This is a genomic window from Candidatus Falkowbacteria bacterium (genome assembly GCA_013336275.1).
In the GTDB taxonomy this organism is placed as follows: domain Bacteria; phylum Patescibacteriota; class Patescibacteriia; order Patescibacteriales; family GWE2-39-37; genus JAAXUA01.
In genome coordinates this window covers 94,129-112,018 of sequence record JAAXUA010000003.1, presented here as the reverse complement: position 1 = coordinate 112,018, position 17,890 = coordinate 94,129, and the positions used below count along the sequence as shown (strand labels likewise).

At 45.1% G+C, this 17,890-nt stretch carries 19 protein-coding genes and 3 tRNA genes; 15 read left to right on the top strand and 7 right to left on the bottom strand.

What is annotated here, in order from left to right:
• Positions 1-118 precede the first annotated feature (118 nt).
• Positions 119-2,983: a penicillin-binding protein gene (locus HGA34_03380; protein NTW22556.1), complete on the top strand. Its 2,865-nt coding sequence runs from the start codon at positions 119-121 to the stop codon at positions 2,981-2,983.
• A 41-nt stretch (positions 2,984-3,024) separates the two neighbouring features.
• Here HGA34_03380 and dnaN read toward each other — a convergent pair whose 3' ends face one another.
• Positions 3,025-4,149 carry a DNA polymerase III subunit beta gene (dnaN, locus tag HGA34_03375; protein ID NTW22555.1) on the bottom strand — a complete coding sequence of 375 codons (1,125 nt, stop codon included), beginning with the start codon at positions 4,147-4,149 and terminating at the stop codon, positions 3,025-3,027.
• A gap of 263 nt (positions 4,150-4,412) precedes the next feature.
• On the bottom strand, positions 4,413-5,774 hold the full coding sequence (gene dnaA, locus HGA34_03370; protein NTW22554.1) for a chromosomal replication initiator protein DnaA: 1,362 nt from the start codon (positions 5,772-5,774) through the stop codon (positions 4,413-4,415).
• A 216-nt stretch (positions 5,775-5,990) separates the two neighbouring features.
• On the opposite strand from dnaA, the gene rpmH reads away from it, so the two are divergent.
• Genes rpmH through HGA34_03350 form a run of 4 tightly spaced genes read left to right on the top strand, consistent with a single transcriptional unit; the run spans position 5,991 to position 7,472 of the window.
• Positions 5,991-6,128, top strand: a complete 138-nt coding sequence (gene rpmH / locus HGA34_03365; GenBank protein NTW22553.1) for a 50S ribosomal protein L34 — start codon at positions 5,991-5,993, stop codon at positions 6,126-6,128.
• Positions 6,129-6,140: 12 nt separating this feature from the next.
• On the top strand, positions 6,141-6,482 hold the full coding sequence (rnpA, locus tag HGA34_03360; protein NTW22552.1) for a ribonuclease P protein component: 342 nt from the start codon (positions 6,141-6,143) through the stop codon (positions 6,480-6,482).
• A gap of 3 nt (positions 6,483-6,485) precedes the next feature.
• A complete protein-coding gene (yidD, locus tag HGA34_03355; protein ID NTW22551.1) occupies positions 6,486-6,731 on the top strand; it encodes a membrane protein insertion efficiency factor YidD in 246 nt (81 codons plus the stop codon).
• A gap of 15 nt (positions 6,732-6,746) precedes the next feature.
• Positions 6,747-7,472, top strand: coding sequence for a membrane protein insertase YidC (locus HGA34_03350; GenBank protein NTW22550.1), 726 nt, complete (start codon positions 6,747-6,749; stop codon positions 7,470-7,472).
• A gap of 48 nt (positions 7,473-7,520) precedes the next feature.
• Here HGA34_03350 and HGA34_03345 read toward each other — a convergent pair whose 3' ends face one another.
• Positions 7,521-8,273: a hypothetical protein gene (locus tag HGA34_03345; protein ID NTW22549.1), complete on the bottom strand. Its 753-nt coding sequence runs from the start codon at positions 8,271-8,273 to the stop codon at positions 7,521-7,523.
• 19 nt (positions 8,274-8,292) lie between these two features.
• Positions 8,293-8,673: a polymer-forming cytoskeletal protein gene (locus tag HGA34_03340; protein ID NTW22548.1), complete on the bottom strand. Its 381-nt coding sequence runs from the start codon at positions 8,671-8,673 to the stop codon at positions 8,293-8,295.
• Between the two features lie 156 nt (positions 8,674-8,829).
• Between HGA34_03340 and HGA34_03335 the strand changes: the two genes are divergently transcribed.
• From HGA34_03335 to HGA34_03295, 9 genes are all read left to right on the top strand, one after another.
• Positions 8,830-8,901 (top strand) — tRNA-Arg (locus tag HGA34_03335).
• 24 nt (positions 8,902-8,925) lie between these two features.
• A tRNA-Ala gene (locus HGA34_03330) sits at positions 8,926-8,999 on the top strand.
• 206 nt (positions 9,000-9,205) lie between these two features.
• A complete protein-coding gene (locus HGA34_03325; protein NTW22547.1) occupies positions 9,206-10,153 on the top strand; it encodes an FAD-dependent oxidoreductase in 948 nt (315 codons plus the stop codon).
• Positions 10,154-10,167: 14 nt separating this feature from the next.
• Positions 10,168-10,791 carry a ribonuclease HII gene (locus HGA34_03320; protein NTW22546.1) on the top strand — a complete coding sequence of 208 codons (624 nt, stop codon included), beginning with the start codon at positions 10,168-10,170 and terminating at the stop codon, positions 10,789-10,791.
• 69 nt (positions 10,792-10,860) lie between these two features.
• Positions 10,861-11,415, top strand: a complete 555-nt coding sequence (locus HGA34_03315; GenBank protein ID NTW22545.1) for a methyltransferase domain-containing protein — start codon at positions 10,861-10,863, stop codon at positions 11,413-11,415.
• A gap of 5 nt (positions 11,416-11,420) precedes the next feature.
• On the top strand, positions 11,421-11,810 hold the full coding sequence (locus HGA34_03310) for a hypothetical protein (protein ID NTW22544.1): 390 nt from the start codon (positions 11,421-11,423) through the stop codon (positions 11,808-11,810).
• Positions 11,811-11,846: 36 nt separating this feature from the next.
• A complete protein-coding gene (locus HGA34_03305) occupies positions 11,847-12,212 on the top strand; it encodes a YraN family protein (protein NTW22543.1) in 366 nt (121 codons plus the stop codon).
• A gap of 46 nt (positions 12,213-12,258) precedes the next feature.
• Complete coding sequence (locus HGA34_03300; GenBank protein NTW22542.1) at positions 12,259-13,458, top strand: hypothetical protein; 1,200 nt, start codon at positions 12,259-12,261, stop codon at positions 13,456-13,458.
• Complete coding sequence (locus HGA34_03295) at positions 13,449-14,564, top strand: YibE/F family protein (GenBank protein NTW22541.1); 1,116 nt, start codon at positions 13,449-13,451, stop codon at positions 14,562-14,564. Before HGA34_03300 ends, HGA34_03295 begins: the two co-directional genes overlap by 10 nt.
• 52 nt (positions 14,565-14,616) lie before the next feature.
• On the opposite strand, the gene tsaD is transcribed toward HGA34_03295, so the two are convergent.
• The 3 genes from tsaD to HGA34_03280 all read right to left on the bottom strand — a co-directional run bounded on the left by tsaD (position 14,617) and on the right by HGA34_03280 (position 16,965).
• On the bottom strand, positions 14,617-15,651 hold the full coding sequence (gene tsaD, locus HGA34_03290; protein NTW22540.1) for a tRNA (adenosine(37)-N6)-threonylcarbamoyltransferase complex transferase subunit TsaD: 1,035 nt from the start codon (positions 15,649-15,651) through the stop codon (positions 14,617-14,619).
• Positions 15,652-15,693: 42 nt separating this feature from the next.
• A tRNA-Glu gene (locus tag HGA34_03285) sits at positions 15,694-15,768 on the bottom strand.
• 123 nt (positions 15,769-15,891) lie between these two features.
• Positions 15,892-16,965 (bottom strand): SIS domain-containing protein, encoded by a 1,074-nt coding sequence (locus tag HGA34_03280; GenBank protein ID NTW22539.1) that lies wholly within the window; start codon positions 16,963-16,965, stop codon positions 15,892-15,894.
• A 163-nt stretch (positions 16,966-17,128) separates the two neighbouring features.
• Between HGA34_03280 and HGA34_03275 the strand changes: the two genes are divergently transcribed.
• Complete coding sequence (locus HGA34_03275) at positions 17,129-17,851, top strand: YebC/PmpR family DNA-binding transcriptional regulator (protein ID NTW22538.1); 723 nt, start codon at positions 17,129-17,131, stop codon at positions 17,849-17,851.
• Positions 17,852-17,890 lie beyond the last annotated feature (39 nt).

The following is a 17,890-nucleotide window of genomic DNA, read 5'->3' as shown; positions in this document are numbered from 1 at the left end:
TCAATTGACGTTAGGGTGTTTTTTTTCTAAGATAAGCAAGTAATTATGGTGTTTGTAAAAATTTGCAAATATTAGTAAAATATAAACAGTTATTAACTCCTTTTAAACAGTTATCCATATGCCTATTCCACAGTTTATACACAAGAAGACGCCCGAACCATCAAGGCAAATTTACTCGCCCGTTCGCCCGCAAAACCCTGAGCCAAAAAGGAAAAAAATTGCTTCCAGGCTTTCGTTTTTGCGCTATATTACAAAAAAAGGTGTTATATTGGCCATTTTTATCGGTTTACTACTAATACTTGGCGGTTTCTTTTATCTCTCACAAGGGTTGCCCGATCCTAATAAGCTAATTGAGCGGCAAGTTGCCCAAAGCACCAGAATATATGACCGGACCGGGAAAACCGTTTTATACGAGATTTATGGCGATCAAAAAAGGACCCTGGTCGGATTAAACGATATCCCGCAAAACGTCCGCAATGCGACCATTGCTATTGAAGATAAGAACTTCTATAAGCACGGCGGCTTCAGTTTGTGGGCCATTTTTCGCACAGTCGTGACGAATGTGATAAAAAACCAAAAGGCCGGTGGATCGACATTAACGCAACAGCTGGTTAAGAATGCCATTTTGACCAACGAAAAAAGCTATGTCCGTAAAGTTAAAGAGCTCATCTTGGCATATCAAATGGAGAAGCGTTTCTCCAAGGATGAGATTCTTCAAATGTACTTAAATGAAATCCCTTATGGTTCAACCGCCTACGGCGTTGAGTCAGCCAGTCAGAGATATTTTGGCAAAAGAGTCCAGGACGTCAGCCTAGCTGAGGCCGCCATCCTTGCCGCCTTACCGCAAGCTCCGTCCCGCTATTCGCCTTATGGGCCCAACCGTGACCTCCTAATAAGCCGTCAGCGTTATGTGTTGGATGTGATGTCTGAACAGGGGCACATTTCTAAAGATGAGGCCGAGGCTGCAAAAAAAGTTGAAATAACCTTCACCAAACCCAAAGAAAACATTTTAGCTCCTCATTTCGTAATGTATTTAAAGAATGTTCTCTCTGAGAAATATGGTGACAAAACCATCGAACAGGGCGGCTTGAAAATCATCTCCTCAATCGACATCGACAAACAAAAGGCGGCCGAGGAAGCAATAGCGGAAAGGGTTGAAAAAAACGACAAATACCAAGCCAGTAACGCCGCTCTTGTTTCCATAGACCCCAAAACCGGCCAAATCCTGGCCATGGTGGGCTCTAAAGATTATTTCAGTGATAAGATAGACGGCCAGGTCAATATCGCAACCAGCCCCCGACAACCAGGCTCTTCATTCAAGCCAATAGTATATGCCACCGCCTTTGCCAAGGGCTACACGCCCGACACGGTGTTATATGACTTGGTCACAAACTTTTCAACCGACGCCGACAAGAAATACGAACCTCATAATTATGATGGTGCTGAGCACGGCCCAGTAACCATCCGAAAGGCTCTCGCCGGATCCTTGAATATTCCTGCAGTCAAGGCGATGTATTTGGCTGGGGTTAACAGTGTAATGGAGGCTGCAAAAAAGCTGGGCTATTCAACACTTAACGACAAGGACCGCTTCGGTTTATCCTTGGTGTTGGGCGGTGGTGAGGTACAACTACTTGAACATGTTAATGCCTATAGCGCCTTCTCTCAAGACGGGTTAGTCCATGCGATTTCTCCTGTGCTTAGGGTTGAGGACAAGTCGGGTAAAATCCTGGAAGAATACCAAGATCAAAGCACTAAAGCCTTTGAGCCCCAGGTTGCTCGCCAAATAACCAGCATCTTGTCAGATAACAACGCCCGATCATATGTGTTTGGTTCGCGCAATTTCTTAACCTTATCTGATCGTCCTGTCGCAGCGAAAACCGGAACCACAAACGACTATAAAGACGCCTGGACGGTTGGGTATACCCCCTCGCTAGTGACTGGTGTTTGGGTGGGAAACAATGACGCCACTTCAATGAAAAGAGGGGCTGACGGCAGCGTTGTGGCGGCGCCGATTTGGAACGCCTACATGAAAAAAGTTCTCGCCGGAACGCCAATAGAAAATTTCACCGCTCCCGAATCGGTAAAAACCGGAAAACCAGTTCTTGATGGTGCTGCTAGCAGCAGTCTTATAATCAGGATTGACCGTGCATCAGGACTATTAGCAACAGAGTATACTCCCGCCTCTTTTATTGAGGAAATAAACTTTGGCCAACCTCACGATATTCTATACTACGTAAGTAAGGATAATCCGCGCGGTCCTGCGCCAACCAACCCTTCAAGTGATTCACAGTTTGCGCTCTGGGAGGCGCCCGTGCAAGCTTGGGCTAAGAAAAATGGTCTTATTTCAACCAGCACCGTTCCCACTGAAAAAGACAATCTCCACAAGCCAGAAAATCAACCAATTTTCACCATTGAACAGCCGCTCGAAGGACAAACCATCACCGAGCCAAGACTTTCAGTAACTTTAAGCGGCGTAACAGCGCCTCGGGGCGTAAACCGTGTAGAATATTATATCAACGACAACCTCCTGGCAACCGTCTCAAACTACCCATTCAACCTTGATCAGCTGATTAATTTTTTAACGCCTGGCATCCAAGGTTTACGCGTCCGCATCTGCGATGATATTGATAACTGTTCGGAAAAATCCATTAATATCAACTTAGGATTTTCGCCAGACCAAAACATTGAACCGACATTATTGTGGAATCAGTCAGTGCCAGAGGTTGATAGGGGGGCTGTATTAAATATGTCTTTCACATCTTCAAACATCGAGGCCTTCAGCGCTATTAAAATCAAGCAAGGTTCCGCCTCATCTTCGAGTAATAGCTTGGTTAAGACCTTTTCACGCGTCGACCTGCAGCCGATCACGCCTTACTCTTGGACCGCCCCCAGTCAAGCTGGAGAATACAACCTACTTTTAGAGGGACTAACCTGGGGTAATAATAAAATTCTCTCCCCAACCGTCACTATTAAGGTCAAATAAAACAATAAAAAAAACACCGCCTCAAGTGGGCGGTGTTTTTTTTATTGTTTTATCGGCATCACTATATAAAGGTAATCCGAGTTGTTGGCTGGCCGCAGTAAGCAGGGCGTATTTCCATCCACAACCTCGACCACAACCTCATCGCCACCGATAGTGTTTAGACCATCCAATAAATACCTATAATTAACAACCACGAAATTATCCTCTCCCTCTATTTTTCCTGGGACCTCAACGATATTCTCACCAGTCTGCCCAGAGGCTGATGAAACTATCAAGCCACCCTTGTTCTTGGGGAAGTCTAAATTAATATCATTTATCCCAGTTTTAGCAAACAACGAAGAGGCCTTCACCGCTCGCATAATCTGTTGCTGCTCAATCGTTGCTTTGGTCTTAGCTTGGCCTGGAATTATTTGCCTATAATCAGGATACTGACCCTCAATCAACCGAGAAACTATTTCAGTCGAACCATAAACGAACATTATCTGATTCTCATAAATATATACCTCCACATCCTCAAGTTCTCCGGCCACATCTTCTTTAGTTCCTGAAATTATTCGCACCACCTCCTGGATCGTTTTGGCCGGGACTATCACGCTAGCGCTCTCTATGGTGCTCTCACTTACACCGATTTTCTTTTCAGCCAACCGATAACTATCCGTTGCGGCCAAAATCAATTCTTTATTTGACAGATTAAACAATACGCCGGTCAACTCCACCCTTGTTTCATTTGTTGAAACGGCAAAGACTACTTGATTGAGCGCCTTGCGCAGAAGCTGGACAGGAACCTTGCAAAAATTACCCCTTTCAACAATCGGTATTAGCGGAAACTCCTCAGCCGACTGCCCCTTGATTTTTGTATTATAACTATCACAAGATATGGTGAGGGAATTATTGTTCAGGCCGATGTCTATCTTCTGATTTGGCAACAAACTGATGTAGTCGGCCAATATTTTCGCATCAACAGTAAATGCGCCCTCCTGATCGATTTTACCACGCACAACGCAACTGATGCCGATTTCCAGATTAGTGGAGACTAATTTAATATTCCCTTGCTTGGCTTCAATTAAAACATTATTAAGAATTGGGAGATTTTGGTTTTTCCCTGTAAGGTGGCCCGCGATAAATAACCCTTGTTTTAAGTTCTCTTGCAGACTAGAAAATTTCATACACACTCTTCACTAGTTATTTATTAATAGATAAATATAAATTTAAGATACAGTAATAATGATAATAAGGACCGGGATAAGTTGAAAACTGCTTTTTTGTCTTGAGCTTAGCCTAAATTATTTTATCCAGCTTGTGTGTGGCGAGGCTTGGATGGGTGGGCTACTTTTTTATTTTAGTGGAAAAGCCCGATGGGCTTTGAGTTATCCCGTGTTTGTTCGTTTTTTTGCACCGCCAAAACTACAACTCAGAAACAACTTTAAAGTTATACACTGGCACTGTAGATAAGTTGTTTAATAGATTCTAGTTCTTGTTTCAGCCTCTCGTTCTCTTGAACCTCTTTTGAAATCTTGTTGTGGGCGTGCATAGCAGTCGTGTGGTCTCGACCACCAAGCTCTTGCCCGATGGTTGGGAACGAGGCGTTAACCTCTTCCCTTAAAAGAAACATAATTATTTGCCGGGGGGTAACCAGCTCTTTTTTGCGGCTTTGACCGGTGATATCTTTTACTGCAACATCATAAAAACGCGCCACGGCATCGATAACTGATTTAGCGTTCGTAGACTTTTGCTGGTAGTTGATTATGATGCTGGCTAAAATATTTTTAGCTGTTTCCATTGTCGGTTTGTAGTTGTTGAATTCGTGGTAGGCGATCAGGCGGTTTAGCGCGCCTTCAAGCTCGCGGATGTTGTTTTGGACGTTGGCTGCAACATAAGACAAGATCTCATTTTCAAGTGAGTAGTTTTTCTCTCGGCACTTTCGCTCAAGTATCGCCATGCGAGTTTCAACATCAAGCTGTCCTACGTCGGCAATCATCCCCCACTCAAAGCGTGAAAGAAGCCTTTTTTCAAGAGCGGGGATAGATTTTGGGGGACGGTCTGAGGTTAGGACAATTTGCTTGTTGTTTTGGTGAAGCTCGTTGAAAGTGTGGAAAAACTCCTCTTGGGTTCCATCTTTTCCTGCCATGAATTGAATATCATCAATGAGCAGCAAATCGACGTTCCGGTACCTTTCTTTGAATTCGCGAGCCTGGCCGCTCTTAACTGCTTGAATGTAGTCGTTCGTAAACTTCTCGGAAGTTATGTACATTATCTTATCGCTCTTTTTTGAAAGAGTGTGTCCGATCGCTTGAAGCAGGTGGGTCTTGCCAAGGCCAACGCCGCCATAGATGAATAGCGGATTGTAGGCGTTCCCAGGATTGGCTGCAACTGCCTGGCACGCCGCGTGCGCCAACTCGTTGCCTTTGCCGACAACAAAATTGTCAAAGGTGTACCTATTGTTCAGGCCGAAGCGGTTGATCGGCAACACCTCAGTGTGAAGCCTCTCGGTTTCGCTATTTGGCCGAACGCGCTTGACGATATCGGATACAGGAGATGCTTTTCTGGCCTCGACTTTGTAAAAAATATCCTTAACCGCTTGGCTGGTTACGCTTTTGAGAGCGTTAAGAATTTCCTGATGATACTTTTTTTCAAGCCACGCTTTAGTGAAGGTGTTTGGCACGCAAACAACAGCTTGGTTATTTTCAAAGGACGAGATGAAGGTGTCCTTGAACCAGGTGGTGAAATTCGCACGCGAGAGGGTGAGTTCGATTTCACCTAAGGCAGCCTGCCAAAGCTGTTCATTGTTCATAAGCAAGGGGGTTATTTTGAAAGTTTAAGATGAGTGCTGTTTGATGATGAAAGTATATCAGGGTGTTCAACTATAAGAAAGGGCCCAGCCTGTGCATAAACTGTTGATATGTCCGAAAACAAGCCAGCGGAAGACAATTGACTAAAAGCTTTAAAGATGTTAGTATTTTTTAGAATCTTCTTTTATCTTAAGGATATTTATAATAATGTAAAGGTTATGCCAAAAAGAACTTATCAGCCCAACAAGAAACGAGCGAGCAAGAAGCATGGTTTTTTGAAACGGGTGGCCACAAAGAATGGTCGGAATGTCATCAAGCGTCGTCGCGCCAAGGGCCGCAAAAGGTTAACAAAATAAAGAATGGGGCATATGCCTAAGCTGATTGGTCATTTGCGAAAGAAAAAAGACTTCGATTCGGTGTTCAAGTTAGGCAAATCGAGTTATGACCAGCTCTTAGGGATTAAGTGTATGCCCAACAACCTGCCTGATTTAAGGATTGGTATAGTGATTAGCAATAAGGTTAGCAAAAAAGCTGTATTTCGGAACCGCCTGCGAAGGCAGCTTCGGTACATCGCCGCTAAGCATGCTGACGATACGAAATTTGGCAACGACTTAATAATCCTGGTGCTGCCGGCTGCCCTTGGGCAGCCGTTTGCTGATTTGGAGAGATCTTATCTGTTTAATTCGAGGCGCATAAGAGCTAAAAATTAAGGTATGTGGAAAGTTTTGCCGCAGTATCTGCTCATATCCCTAATCAAGCTTTATCAAAAAACTCTTTCGCTTGATCATGGCTGGTTTAAGCATAGACACCCTCACGGGTATTGCCGTTTTTATCCAACCTGCTCCAATTATGCGATACAAGCCATTGAAAAGCACGGTGCCATAAAAGGCGGCTTTAAGGCGGCCTGGAGAATATTAAGGTGCAACCCCTGGAACAAGGGCGGGATGGACCCAGTTTAAAAATAATAAACAAACATGTTTAAAGAGCTTTTTTACGCAGTCTGCTACAAACCGATACTTAACCTTTTGGTGGTTATTTATAACAACATACCTGGCCACGACCTAGCCATTGCCATTATCCTTATTACGATCTTGATTAAGCTGTTTTTGTGGCCTTTTTCCCGCCAGGCCATCCGGGCTCAAAAAGAGCTTCAAGAGCTTCAGCCTAAGCTAGAGGAGATAAAAAAAACTTATTCAAGCAACAAGGAAGAACAGGCCAAGGCGACTATGGCGCTGTACCGCGAGCACAAGATAAATCCCTTCTCTTCTTGTTTGCCGCTATTGGTGCAGCTGCCATTTTTTTTCGCGGTATTCCAGGTTTTTCGAGAAATCAGCACCAACAGCCAGATTTTAGGATATTTGTATAATTTTGTCAGCAAACCAGAATCAATAAATCCTCAGGGCTTTTTCGGTTTGATCAATCTGGCCGAACCAAGCTATTTACTGGCCGTATCGGCTGGTTTGGCTCAATTCTGGCAAGCGAAAATGCTTTCAAGCCAGCGTCCACCAACCCAAGATGAAGGGGCAAAAGATGAGGACTTCGCCGCGGTTATGAACAAGCAGATGTTATATATGATGCCAGCCTTAACGGTGTTTATCGGTATTACTTTGCCGGCCGGCCTTTCGCTTTATTGGCTGGTCATGACTTTATTGACCGTCCTTCAACAGTTTTTGGTTTTCAGAATGAAAAAATCATCATAGCAGGAATAATAAAAGAGCCGCTCATTTGAGCGGCTCTTTTATTATTCCTTAAAATGACCGTCCCTTCCCCACAATCAAGGTAACGGATTGTTTGGCAAGCTTTATTTCCACCGGAGGAATAATGCCGACCGAGTTATCTAACAGCAGCGTTTGCTGCTTCTTGTTTTCTATGAAAAATTTTTCAGCGGTAAAAATACTTTCACCGAAAGACTTCTTTTTTAAAAAACCGGAGTCTTCTTCTGTTTTTATATACAATTCAAGCTGCCCGTCATTGGGGCTGAAGCGAGCCAAGTCACCCTTATCGTGGGTTAGCGGAAGATTTATGATTTTTATCAGGGCAGAATTCGGAGCTTCGATAGAATATCCTTTTTCAAGAGCGACCAAGGTGTCTTTTCCAGAAATCGTCGCCTCGGTCAAAAAATAGTATTGGTTAGCTTGGGCCAGGTCGATCTTGGCCAGCCGGCGAGCAGAGAGTATGTCGCATGAGGCTAATTCATGGTCTATGCCCAGGTATTCTGCGATCGAGTTTTTGTCCTTGCCCACAGGAATAAACCCCACAGGAATGTCGTACCCGCCAAGGGAGTTGATGACCTTGCTTAGAGTTTCGTCATTTCCGACAGCGACGATGGTTTTTGCGCCACGCCTAATTTCTCCCAGTATCAAATCCTGGTAGTTTTTGATTACGCCAAGTCGGCAGATCTTTCCATTAAGTCCGAGGTCGGTCAAGCGTGTTTCAATTTTTGCTAGGGTTTTCGAATATTTATTATTTCCCAAAAAACCGTCGTAGATGTATACGTGCATTTAATTGTGTTGGGGGCGCTTATTTTTCAGCAACGGCAGGAGTGCCTTCAGTGCCCTTTTTCATTATTAATGATCCGTTAATGACCGCCCCTTGCTCGACTGAAATCTGATTTACCTCGATATCACCGCTTATTTTTGCCGTAGAGGTAATTTCCATAAAACCCTTCATTTTGATATTCCCTATTATTTCACCAGAGATTTTGCCATCCCTCGCTTCGATATTGGCCTGTACTTTGGCTTTGTTGCCAACAAAGAGACTGCCGGCAGTCTTTAGCGTGCCTTCAAAAAAACCATCGATTATTATATCGCCTTGGCCGTTGAATTCGCCTTTGACTTTTACCGAAGGACCGATAATTGTTTCGATGTCTTTACCTTTCAGCTTCTCATCTTTGGAAAACATAGTTTTTTCTCTTAGGTTATTATTTATCATTAATTTCATTCTAGTTTAGTAAGATGGCATTTGTCAAAAATAAAAATATGATGTAGACTATATTTGAAATATTGATAAAATATCAAACAGATATTTTATTTTTTATTTACCTCTGGGATCAGTTGAGCCCTTGTAGTTTAATGGATAAAACAAGACACTCCTAACGTCTAGATGGTGGTTCGATTCCCCCCGGGGGCACTTGGCTAATGTTAGCAAAAAAATGGGCCCATAGCTCAGTTGGCTAGAGCGCTTGCATGGCATGCAAGAGGTCGCTGGTTCGAGCCCAGTTGGGTCCACAAAAAGGCGAGCTTAATAGCTCGCCTTTTTTTGTCAAAGATACAGCATTGAATCTAGTTGAGCAAATGTTCCACGTGGAACATTTGCAAAATAAGACAATGTTCCACGTGGAACTTTAAGTCCATAATAATGTGGACATAAATTTAGGGTATTGTTTATTGTAAATAAGCAAAGTATAATAGGAGGGTAATTTATCATAAAAACTATGTACGACACAATAATTATTGGGGCTGGACCGGCGGGTGTCTCTGCCGCAATTTATGCAGTAAGACGAGAAATGAAAACTCTATTGATTAGTAAGGATATAGGCGGCCAGGTTGGCTGGGCCGGTGAGATTGAAAATTATCCAGGGTTTCCCAGTATTAAGAATTATGAGTTGGTCGGTCTTTTTGAAAAGCATTTGAAAAGCGCTGGAGTTGAACATCTTCTGTCTGAGGTTAAGGCGATCGTAAAAAATCAGGATGATGTCTTTGAGGTGGTGACCTCGAAAGACAAATACTTGGCCAAGACGGTTATAGTTACTATGGGGTTAGTTCCCCGCCGATTGGCCATTTCAGGAGAAGAACAATTTAACGGCAAGGGGGTTTCATATTGCGCTAATTGCGATGGACCGTTGTTCAGACACAAGACCGTGGCGGTTGTCGGCGGAGGAAATGCCGCCCTAGATGCCGCTGAAGTGTTGTCAAAAATCGCTAGCAAGGTTTATCTGATCCATCGTAGCGATAAGTTCAGAGCCTTTGATATGTTGGTTGATGAGGTTAAGGCAAGGCCCAATATTGAGATTGTTGACCATGCGGTAGTTAAAGAAATCGTTGGAAACGAAAAGGTTTCTGGTATTAAAATTGATCGAGCTGATGGCAAGACTTCAGACATTGAAGTTGATGGAGTATTTATCGAGATTGGCCGGATTGCGCACACCGACGTCCTGAAGGAGCTGGTTAGGATGGATGAAAAAAATCAAATCATTATTGATGAAAAGTGCAACACTAGCCTAAGCGGCATGTTCGCGGCCGGCGATGTGACCAACGGAGAGTTCAAGCAAATTTCGATCGCCTCGGGTCAGGGAACGATTGCGGCCCTAGCGGCCTATCAGTATTTACAGTTGAAGCTGGGAAAACCGCAGGTGGTTGTGAGAGATTTGAGTAAAAAATAGCTAATATTAGCTAAATGTATTCTTTTAAGACTGAACATAGATATCTTGAAAACGGATTTGAGGCGGTTATAGGAATTGATGAAGCTGGTCGAGGTCCATTGGCAGGTCCGGTGGTGGCGGCCAGCTTTTTGTTTTCTTTGCCACCAGAACAATTCAAGAGCTTATTGGGAGTGGACGATTCTAAAAGAGTTACAGAGAAAAAAAGGCAGTATATATATGATACGCTCACTAAGGATTTTAAAGGTCATTTCAGCTATGCAGTAGTGAATCAAGGTGACATAGATGAGATCAATATACTTCAGGCGACTTTTCTGGCAATGAAAAACTCCGTAGATACTCTGAATAAGCCGGGTGGCAGCATCTTGTTGGTAGATGGAAATCGAAAAATTCCCGGACTGTCCCTGCCGCAAGAAGCGTACGTTAAGGGTGATTCAAAAATATTTTCGATTGCGGCCGCTTCAATAGTTGCTAAGGTTGTCAGAGACAAGATAATGCTTGAATTGGATGAAGCGTACCCCCAGTACGGCTTTGCTAAAAACAAGGGCTATGGCACTCGCGAGCACTTGTCGGCTTTGCGCAAGCACGGCCCCTCTCCAGTTCATCGCTTAACATTCGCTCCGATCAAGGATTTTATCTAAAATAAGTGTTTTGCTTGTTAATAGCCGGAAAATTATTTATAATTAGTACAAAACAATAATTATAAAAATATGATACCAGGCGTAGGCGGAAGCGTTTTATTGGATGTTAATCTGATATTGAAAAAGACAAAAATAGGCGACCGGATGGTGGTCGCGAATCTTGGTTGCGGCGCATCGGGACACTTCGTGTTTCCTGTCGCTGACCTGGTCGGCAAGAAGGGAAGAGTGTATGCGGTTGATATTCTTAAAACAGTACTGGAAAGGGTCGCCCGGCGGGCGAAACAAGAAAATTATCCCAATGTTGAAACGATTTGGAGTAATTTGGAGATTTTTAATGCTACAAAAATTGAGGCAGGTTCGCTTGACGCAGCACTTTTAGTTAATGTATTATACCAATCACAGCATCGGGCAGAAATCTTGCGAGAGGCGATTCGAATGCTGAAGAAGGACAGCAGGCTTTTGGTCGTCGAATGGAAAAGCATCAGCTCGCCGCTTGGCCCGCCAGTCGAGGAACGGGTAAACGAGGAGCTGCTTCATACGGCCGCAAAAAAATTAGGATTAGTTGTCGAGGAGGAATTCCAAGCCGGGGAATATCATTACGGCATCGTATTTACTAAAGCGTAGAAAAAATGAAAAATCTTTTGACTTTGAAGTTTTGGTTCAGTACTAGACCGGGTGACCTGACTGCGCAGGCGCAGGCGGGAATGCTGGTGTTTGCGGCCTTGCTGGCAGCAATCGGTTTTTATGCCTGGCGGTGGCGCAAGCAGAACCCAAAGGGTTTGTACCGCAAGATTTATGGAAGGATCATGTCTTTCGGCTTCACCAACTTAGCTATTAATTTACTGCTGCTGTTTTTCGAATATGAAGCGGTGCCCATCTTGTCTATGCGGCTTTGGCTGCTGATATGGCTCATTTCGATGGTCGCCTGGGCGAGGCTGATTGTAAGAGATATCCAGAAGATGCCACAGATAAGAAGCCAGATAGCGGAAGACAAAAAATTGAAGAAATATATACCTTAATCAAAACAGCCTCAAAAAGAGGCTGTTTTGGCACACATGGAGGACTCATATAATAAAGCGGTCGGAGGCTGGGGTGAAGCTTTGGCTGGAAACTTTCTGCGAAAGCGCGGGTATACGATTATCGCTAATAATGTTCGGGCCAGCTTCAAAGAAGTTGATCTGGTCTGTTGGCAGGAAAAAATCTTAGTTTTCGTTGAGGTTAAAACTCGAATCGGAGACAGTCTGGGCGCCGCCATAGACATGATCGGTGAGAAAAAAATTCTCAACCTGAAGCAAGCCGCCATAAGCTACGTCCTTAGGCATAAACCGAAATTCGAGGCCATAAGAATTGATTTCATAGCGATCGATGCTGATCGCAAGAAAAGAACGGTGAAGATTCGGCACTACAAAGATATTTCCTAGGCCTGGTTGGATTATTGATGGTTTTATGATAGGATAATTTTTATATATGAATAGATTAAACATTCTTAAGCGGTTGATGTCGATTGTAGGAATAGTGATTTTTTCGCTTGCTTTGGTTTTTCCTGCGAGTGCTGCCGGGGTTAATGTTTATTTTTTTTACGGTGATGGTTGTCCTCACTGTGCCAAAGAGGAGAAGTTTTTGGATTATCTGGAAAAGACCGATAGCACTTTGAAGATTTACCGTTACGAAATTTGGAAAAACAAAGACAATCAGGCCTTGCTTGCAAAGGTCGCTAAGCAGCTGGATTTAAATTTTGGCGGCGTGCCAGTCACCATTATCGGCAGCAAGGCGGTCGTCGGTTTTGATGAGACGGAAACGACGGGGGTTAAGATAAGTTCGTTGATTAAGGAGGTAAGCGTCGGACCCCAAATCGACGTAGTTGGAAAATTGTTGGACAATGCTAGCGCGAATGATGAGGACCCAGTCAAGGTTGATGATAATAACGGCGCGCAAGAATCAAAAATACAGGGTTTTTTCGGTGAGATCGATATCAAAAAACTATCCTTACCCGTCTTGACAGCAGTTATCGGGTTGTTGGATAGTCTTAATCCTTGCGCGATGTGGGTGCTGCTATTCCTGCTAAGCTTGCTTTTGGTCGGGGGGGATCGCAACCGTATGCTGGTTTTGGGAGGAGGCTTTGTCACGGCATCGGCGCTTACTTATTTTTTATTTCTGTCGGCGTGGCTCAATGTTTATCAGCTTATCGGATTGCTGGGATGGCTCAAAGTCGCAATAATCGCCGTGGCGATTATTGCTGGTGCATATAATTTGCGAGAATATTGGCGCAATCGAAAAGGCGGTTGTGAAATCAAAGATGCGCCGAAGCGGCAAGCGATTATGCAGCGACTTCGTCAAGTGGCACAGCACAACTCCTTGCTGATAGCATTCGTGGGCGTGGTTTCTTTGGCCTCGGTAATAAACCTTATCGAGCTGCTTTGCAGCGCCGGCTTACCGGCTGTTTATGTACCGGTTTTGACTCAAGCCGGCTTGCCTCAGTGGCAGTATTATTCTTACCTGCTCTTGTATGTGTTTTTTTATGTGCTTCCCCAGCTCGTTGTTTTTCTGATCGCCTTTTTTTCTATGCGCCTCACTGCCATCAGCTCGCGCGTGACTAAATGGTCTAATCTTTTCGGCGGGATAATAATGATTCTCTTAGGCCTATGGCTGCTAATCCAATGGTACTAAAAAAAGTCTTATTGCTTTTCGTCGTAATTTGCGGCAGCTTGGCGCTGCCGTTTTTTTTCGTGTCGGCGCAAGAGAAAACAGCCGACGACACGACTTTTAAGGGAATCGTGCTTGAAGTAACGGAACAGCAGCTGAGGACCTTGCCGGACGGGGCGCAGGTCGAACAACAGAACCTGAGGCTCAAGGGCCTGGAGGGCGAATTTAAGGACAGGGTCGTGAACTACTATGGCATCGGGGATGTTGACGTGATTAAGAAAAATATTTATCAGCAAGGCGACAAGGTTTTGGTGGTCGCATCTTCCGATGACCAGGGTCAAGTAACTTATTATGTGACGGATTACGTCCGCACTGGAAGTCTGTTGTTTCTTAGTATTATATTCTTGCTGAGCCTGGTAGCAGTCGGGGGGTGGAAGGGCGTTCGTTCGGTCATGTCGCTAACCTTGAGCTTTGTTGTCATAATGAAATATATCGTGCCGCAAATTATCGGTGGCGCCGATCCGATAACCGTCACAGTAATAGGCTCTTTCGTGATACTGATGCTCATCATATATATGACAGAGGGGTTTAATAAGCTTTCTCACCTAAGCGTAGTCAGCATATTTATCAGTCTGTTGATTACCGTCGCCCTGTCTTGGCTATTTGTGGACTTGGCCAGATTGTCCGGCTTGGCGAGCGAGGAAAGCAGCTTTTTGATCGGAGTCGGGACTGGAGCGATTAATTTTCAGGGGCTGTTGATGGCCGGGATTATAATAGGCGCGCTCGGCGTGCTGGATGATATAGTTATTTCCCAAGTCGCCACCGCCATGGAAATCCATAAAACAGACAGCCATCTGAGCCGAACGGAGATATTCAAGCGGACTTATAGCGTCGGTATTTCGCATATCAGCTCCATGACCAATACTTTGTTTTTGGCATATGCCGGTGCGTCGCTTTCGTTGCTGGTTTTGTTCGGCAGCGGTCAGAGCGGCTTTGTCGGTTGGGGACAGGCTTTGAACAATGAGCTGATCGCAACCGAGATAGTCAGGACCATGGCCGGCAGCGTCGGCCTGGTGCTTTCGGTGCCGGTTTCGACTTTTCTGGCAGCTTGGTGGGTTAAAAGAGCTTGAGTTTATAATAAAAAACGCCCCGCTTTATGCGGGGCGTTTTTTATTGTTGTAGTTATAGTTCTTGGTTAGGGCTGGCCTTAAGCAACGAGGCGTCTGCAAGCCGAAGAGTGGAAAGTTTATGGCAGGCCGCCGCCCCTATCATGGCGGCATTATCTGAAGTATATGTAAGTTCTGGGGCGGAAAATAAAAAACCTTTGCTTTCAGCCGATGACTGCAGGACCGAGCGCAGTTTCTGGTTCGCTGAAACGCCGCCAGCCAGCAAGATGGTTTTGACATGGAATTTCTCAGCGGCGGACATGGTTTTCGAGACCAAAACATCGACGACGGCCGACTCGAATGAATGGCAATATGCAGGAATCTTTTGCTTCCATTCGTGATCGTTTTTTAGGGCGTAGAGCAAAGCGGTTTTTAAGCCGGAAAAGGAAAAATCAAGGTCATGACTGCCAATCATCGGTCGAGGCAGGTCAATCGTGTGTTGTTGCCCGCCAGAGCTCGAGTGTTCGGAGGCCAGCCTGGAAACAATAGGGCCGCCTGGGTAGCCTAAGCCCATTAGCTGGGCCGCTTTATCGAAGGCTTCTCCCGCAGCGTCGTCACGAGTCTGGCCGACGATCACCAAATTTTTTTCTTTATCCATACTAACAAGGTTGGTGTGGCCGCCTGAAACAGTTAGAATAATAGCCGGAAGCACTACCTTGTTGTTGCCGATGAAGTTGGCGTGGATGTGCCCTTCGATATGGTTTATGCCAATCAGTGGAAGGTCTAGCGTATGCGCTAGAGCCTTGGCGGTTTCGACGCCGACCATAAGGGAAGTGACCAGCCCCGGGCCCGAGGTTACAGCGATCGCATCAATGTTGTGCTTTATTTGGTCTGGAGCAATATTGGCCTGTTTCAGTGCGGAGTTTATTACCGGCAGGATATTGCTAACATGTTCTCTGGCCGCTAACTCGGGCACGACGCCGCCGAACTTTTCATGAAGGGAAATTTGCGAGCTTACTACATTTGAAATGACTGAAATCAAGCCGTGGTCAGATTCGACTACAGCCGCCGAGGTGTCATCACAACTAGATTCTAGGGCGAGTATTCTCATAAATATAATTTAAGCCGAGCGTCAGCCCGGCTAAATCATTGATGGTAGCGCTACGGGGAATCGAACCCCGGTTACCAGGATGAAAACCTGGTGTCCTAACCACTAGACGATAGCGCCTCGATTAAATAAAAAATCCCCGTGAAGGGCGTTTTTGACTGTTAACAATATAAAACAAATGCATAATATTGTCAATAAACCAAAAACACCCCACGCAGCGGGGTGTTTTTGGTAAAAATAGGTTTAATTTTCTGCTAATTTTTGCTTAAACCAGTCAACCCATTTTATTTCTACCGGATTGACTTGGTTGAGTATGCCAAGGTAGAGACTGAACCAGGCACCTAACTGCAATAGCTCAAACGCTTGCTCTAGCTTAGTCTCGCCTTTCATAAGGTATTCCATGGTCGCAATCTTATTTTTCTTTACAACCTCATTGGTAAGCCTGGCACGTTTTTGGATTCGGGGCGAGTATAAGGATGAATTGAAAAAAATGAAGGCGAGGTCTCCTGGGTTTGTTGTTGGGTTGGCCAGGCCTTCCATGGCAAAATGGTTCAAGTCGGGGAGTGGGAGGTATGAGGCAAAATTCTTGCTGTTTTCGCAAATCTGATTGCGCATGGCGTGCAGATTGCCAGTCAAGAACTCCGCACCTACCAAAATCGGCTGTTTTTTGAAGCAGCCGAGCGCCAATCTTTTGGCCTCGTTGCTTTTAGCAGGAGATTGAGGGTTGAGACGTTTATCCCAGTCTTTAAGAAGTTCGATTGTCTTACTTAGTTCTGCCTGGTCGATCTTGAACAGGCCTGCAGCTGACAACAAGCTGGCGATCCCCAGGATCGAATAACCGAGGCCAAGCCTTGGCTGGTTCGATGGATTAGCCTCAGGCATGAAAATATAGGCTGGGAGCTTGTCGCGCTTAACAATTTTTTCCAGCGGGCTTTTGCCGCTTGAAACAATGGCCACGATCTTGGCCTGCCTTTTTTTTGCCTCGGCGTAAACACTGAGAACCTCTTCGGTGGTGCCGGAATACGATGACAGAACCAATAAGGTTTTATTGTTTACGTGCGCGGGCAGGATGTAGTCCGGAGAAATGCTGAACGGCACCTTGATCTGGTCGGCCATGGCATGCATGATGATGTGCGCTCCGAGATTCGAGCCGCCCATCCCCTTGATTACCACTTGGTTAATTTTTTTGTACTCGGCTGGAACCTTGATGGTCTTGGATTCCTTTAGAACTTGGGCCATTTGCAGCGGTAGTGAGCTGATGGATTCCCCGACCTTGCCGGTATCGAATTTTTTTATGCGGTTTAAGTCGTCAAGCATAGTCTTGTTTAAATATTAATATGGAATAATTATATCATTTGTGGCTGGAATGAAACATAGTTTACGGCAAATCAACCTTGATTTTTGCTTGTTTATGTGGTACAATAAAGAATAATCAGGCCATTTGCCTGCTTTATTTTTATCACACTAAACGAGAACAAATATGTCAGGACACAGCAAGTGGGCGACTACTAAGCGGCAAAAGGCAGTGACCGATGCCAAGCGCAGCTCTATTTTTACCAAAGCGGCCAATCTGATCACGATTGCTGCCAGGGATAAGGGCGGCGATCCTATAACCAATTTTGCTTTGCGCGTTGCTATTGATAAGGCGCGCGAGGCCAACATGCCAAAAGACAACATCGAGCGAGCGGTCAAACGAGGCACGGGCGAGCTGGCCGGCGAAAGCATCGAAGAGCTGTATTACGAAGGAGTCGGGCCGGCCCGCGTCCAGTTTATCGTCAAGTGCCTGACCAATAGCAAGAACCGCACCGCCTCGGAGATGAGGCATATCTTTTCCAAGCATGGCGGCTCCATGGGGACAGTGGCCTGGAACTTCGGCCAGAAAGGAGTTTTGCGAGTCAGCGAGGAAAAGATCGGTGACCGCGACTGGGATGAGCTTGAGCTTCGATTGATCGATGCCGGGGCAGAAGATATCATAAAGGCCGACGAAGGCATGACCATAATCGTATCCGTGCCAGATTTGCAGAAAATGAAGGAGTGGCTGGACGCTGAAAAAATTGGCGCCGATTCGGCCCAAATCGAATACGTACCGAAAGAGGCGCAAGAGCTTGACGATGAGGACCTGCCGGCGATCGAGAAGTTTATCGAGGATTTGGAGGATAATGATGATGTGGCAGATTATTATCACAACTTAAGCAACTTTTAATACGGGCGCCTTAAAATAAGTGGTAGCAATCCAGAAAAA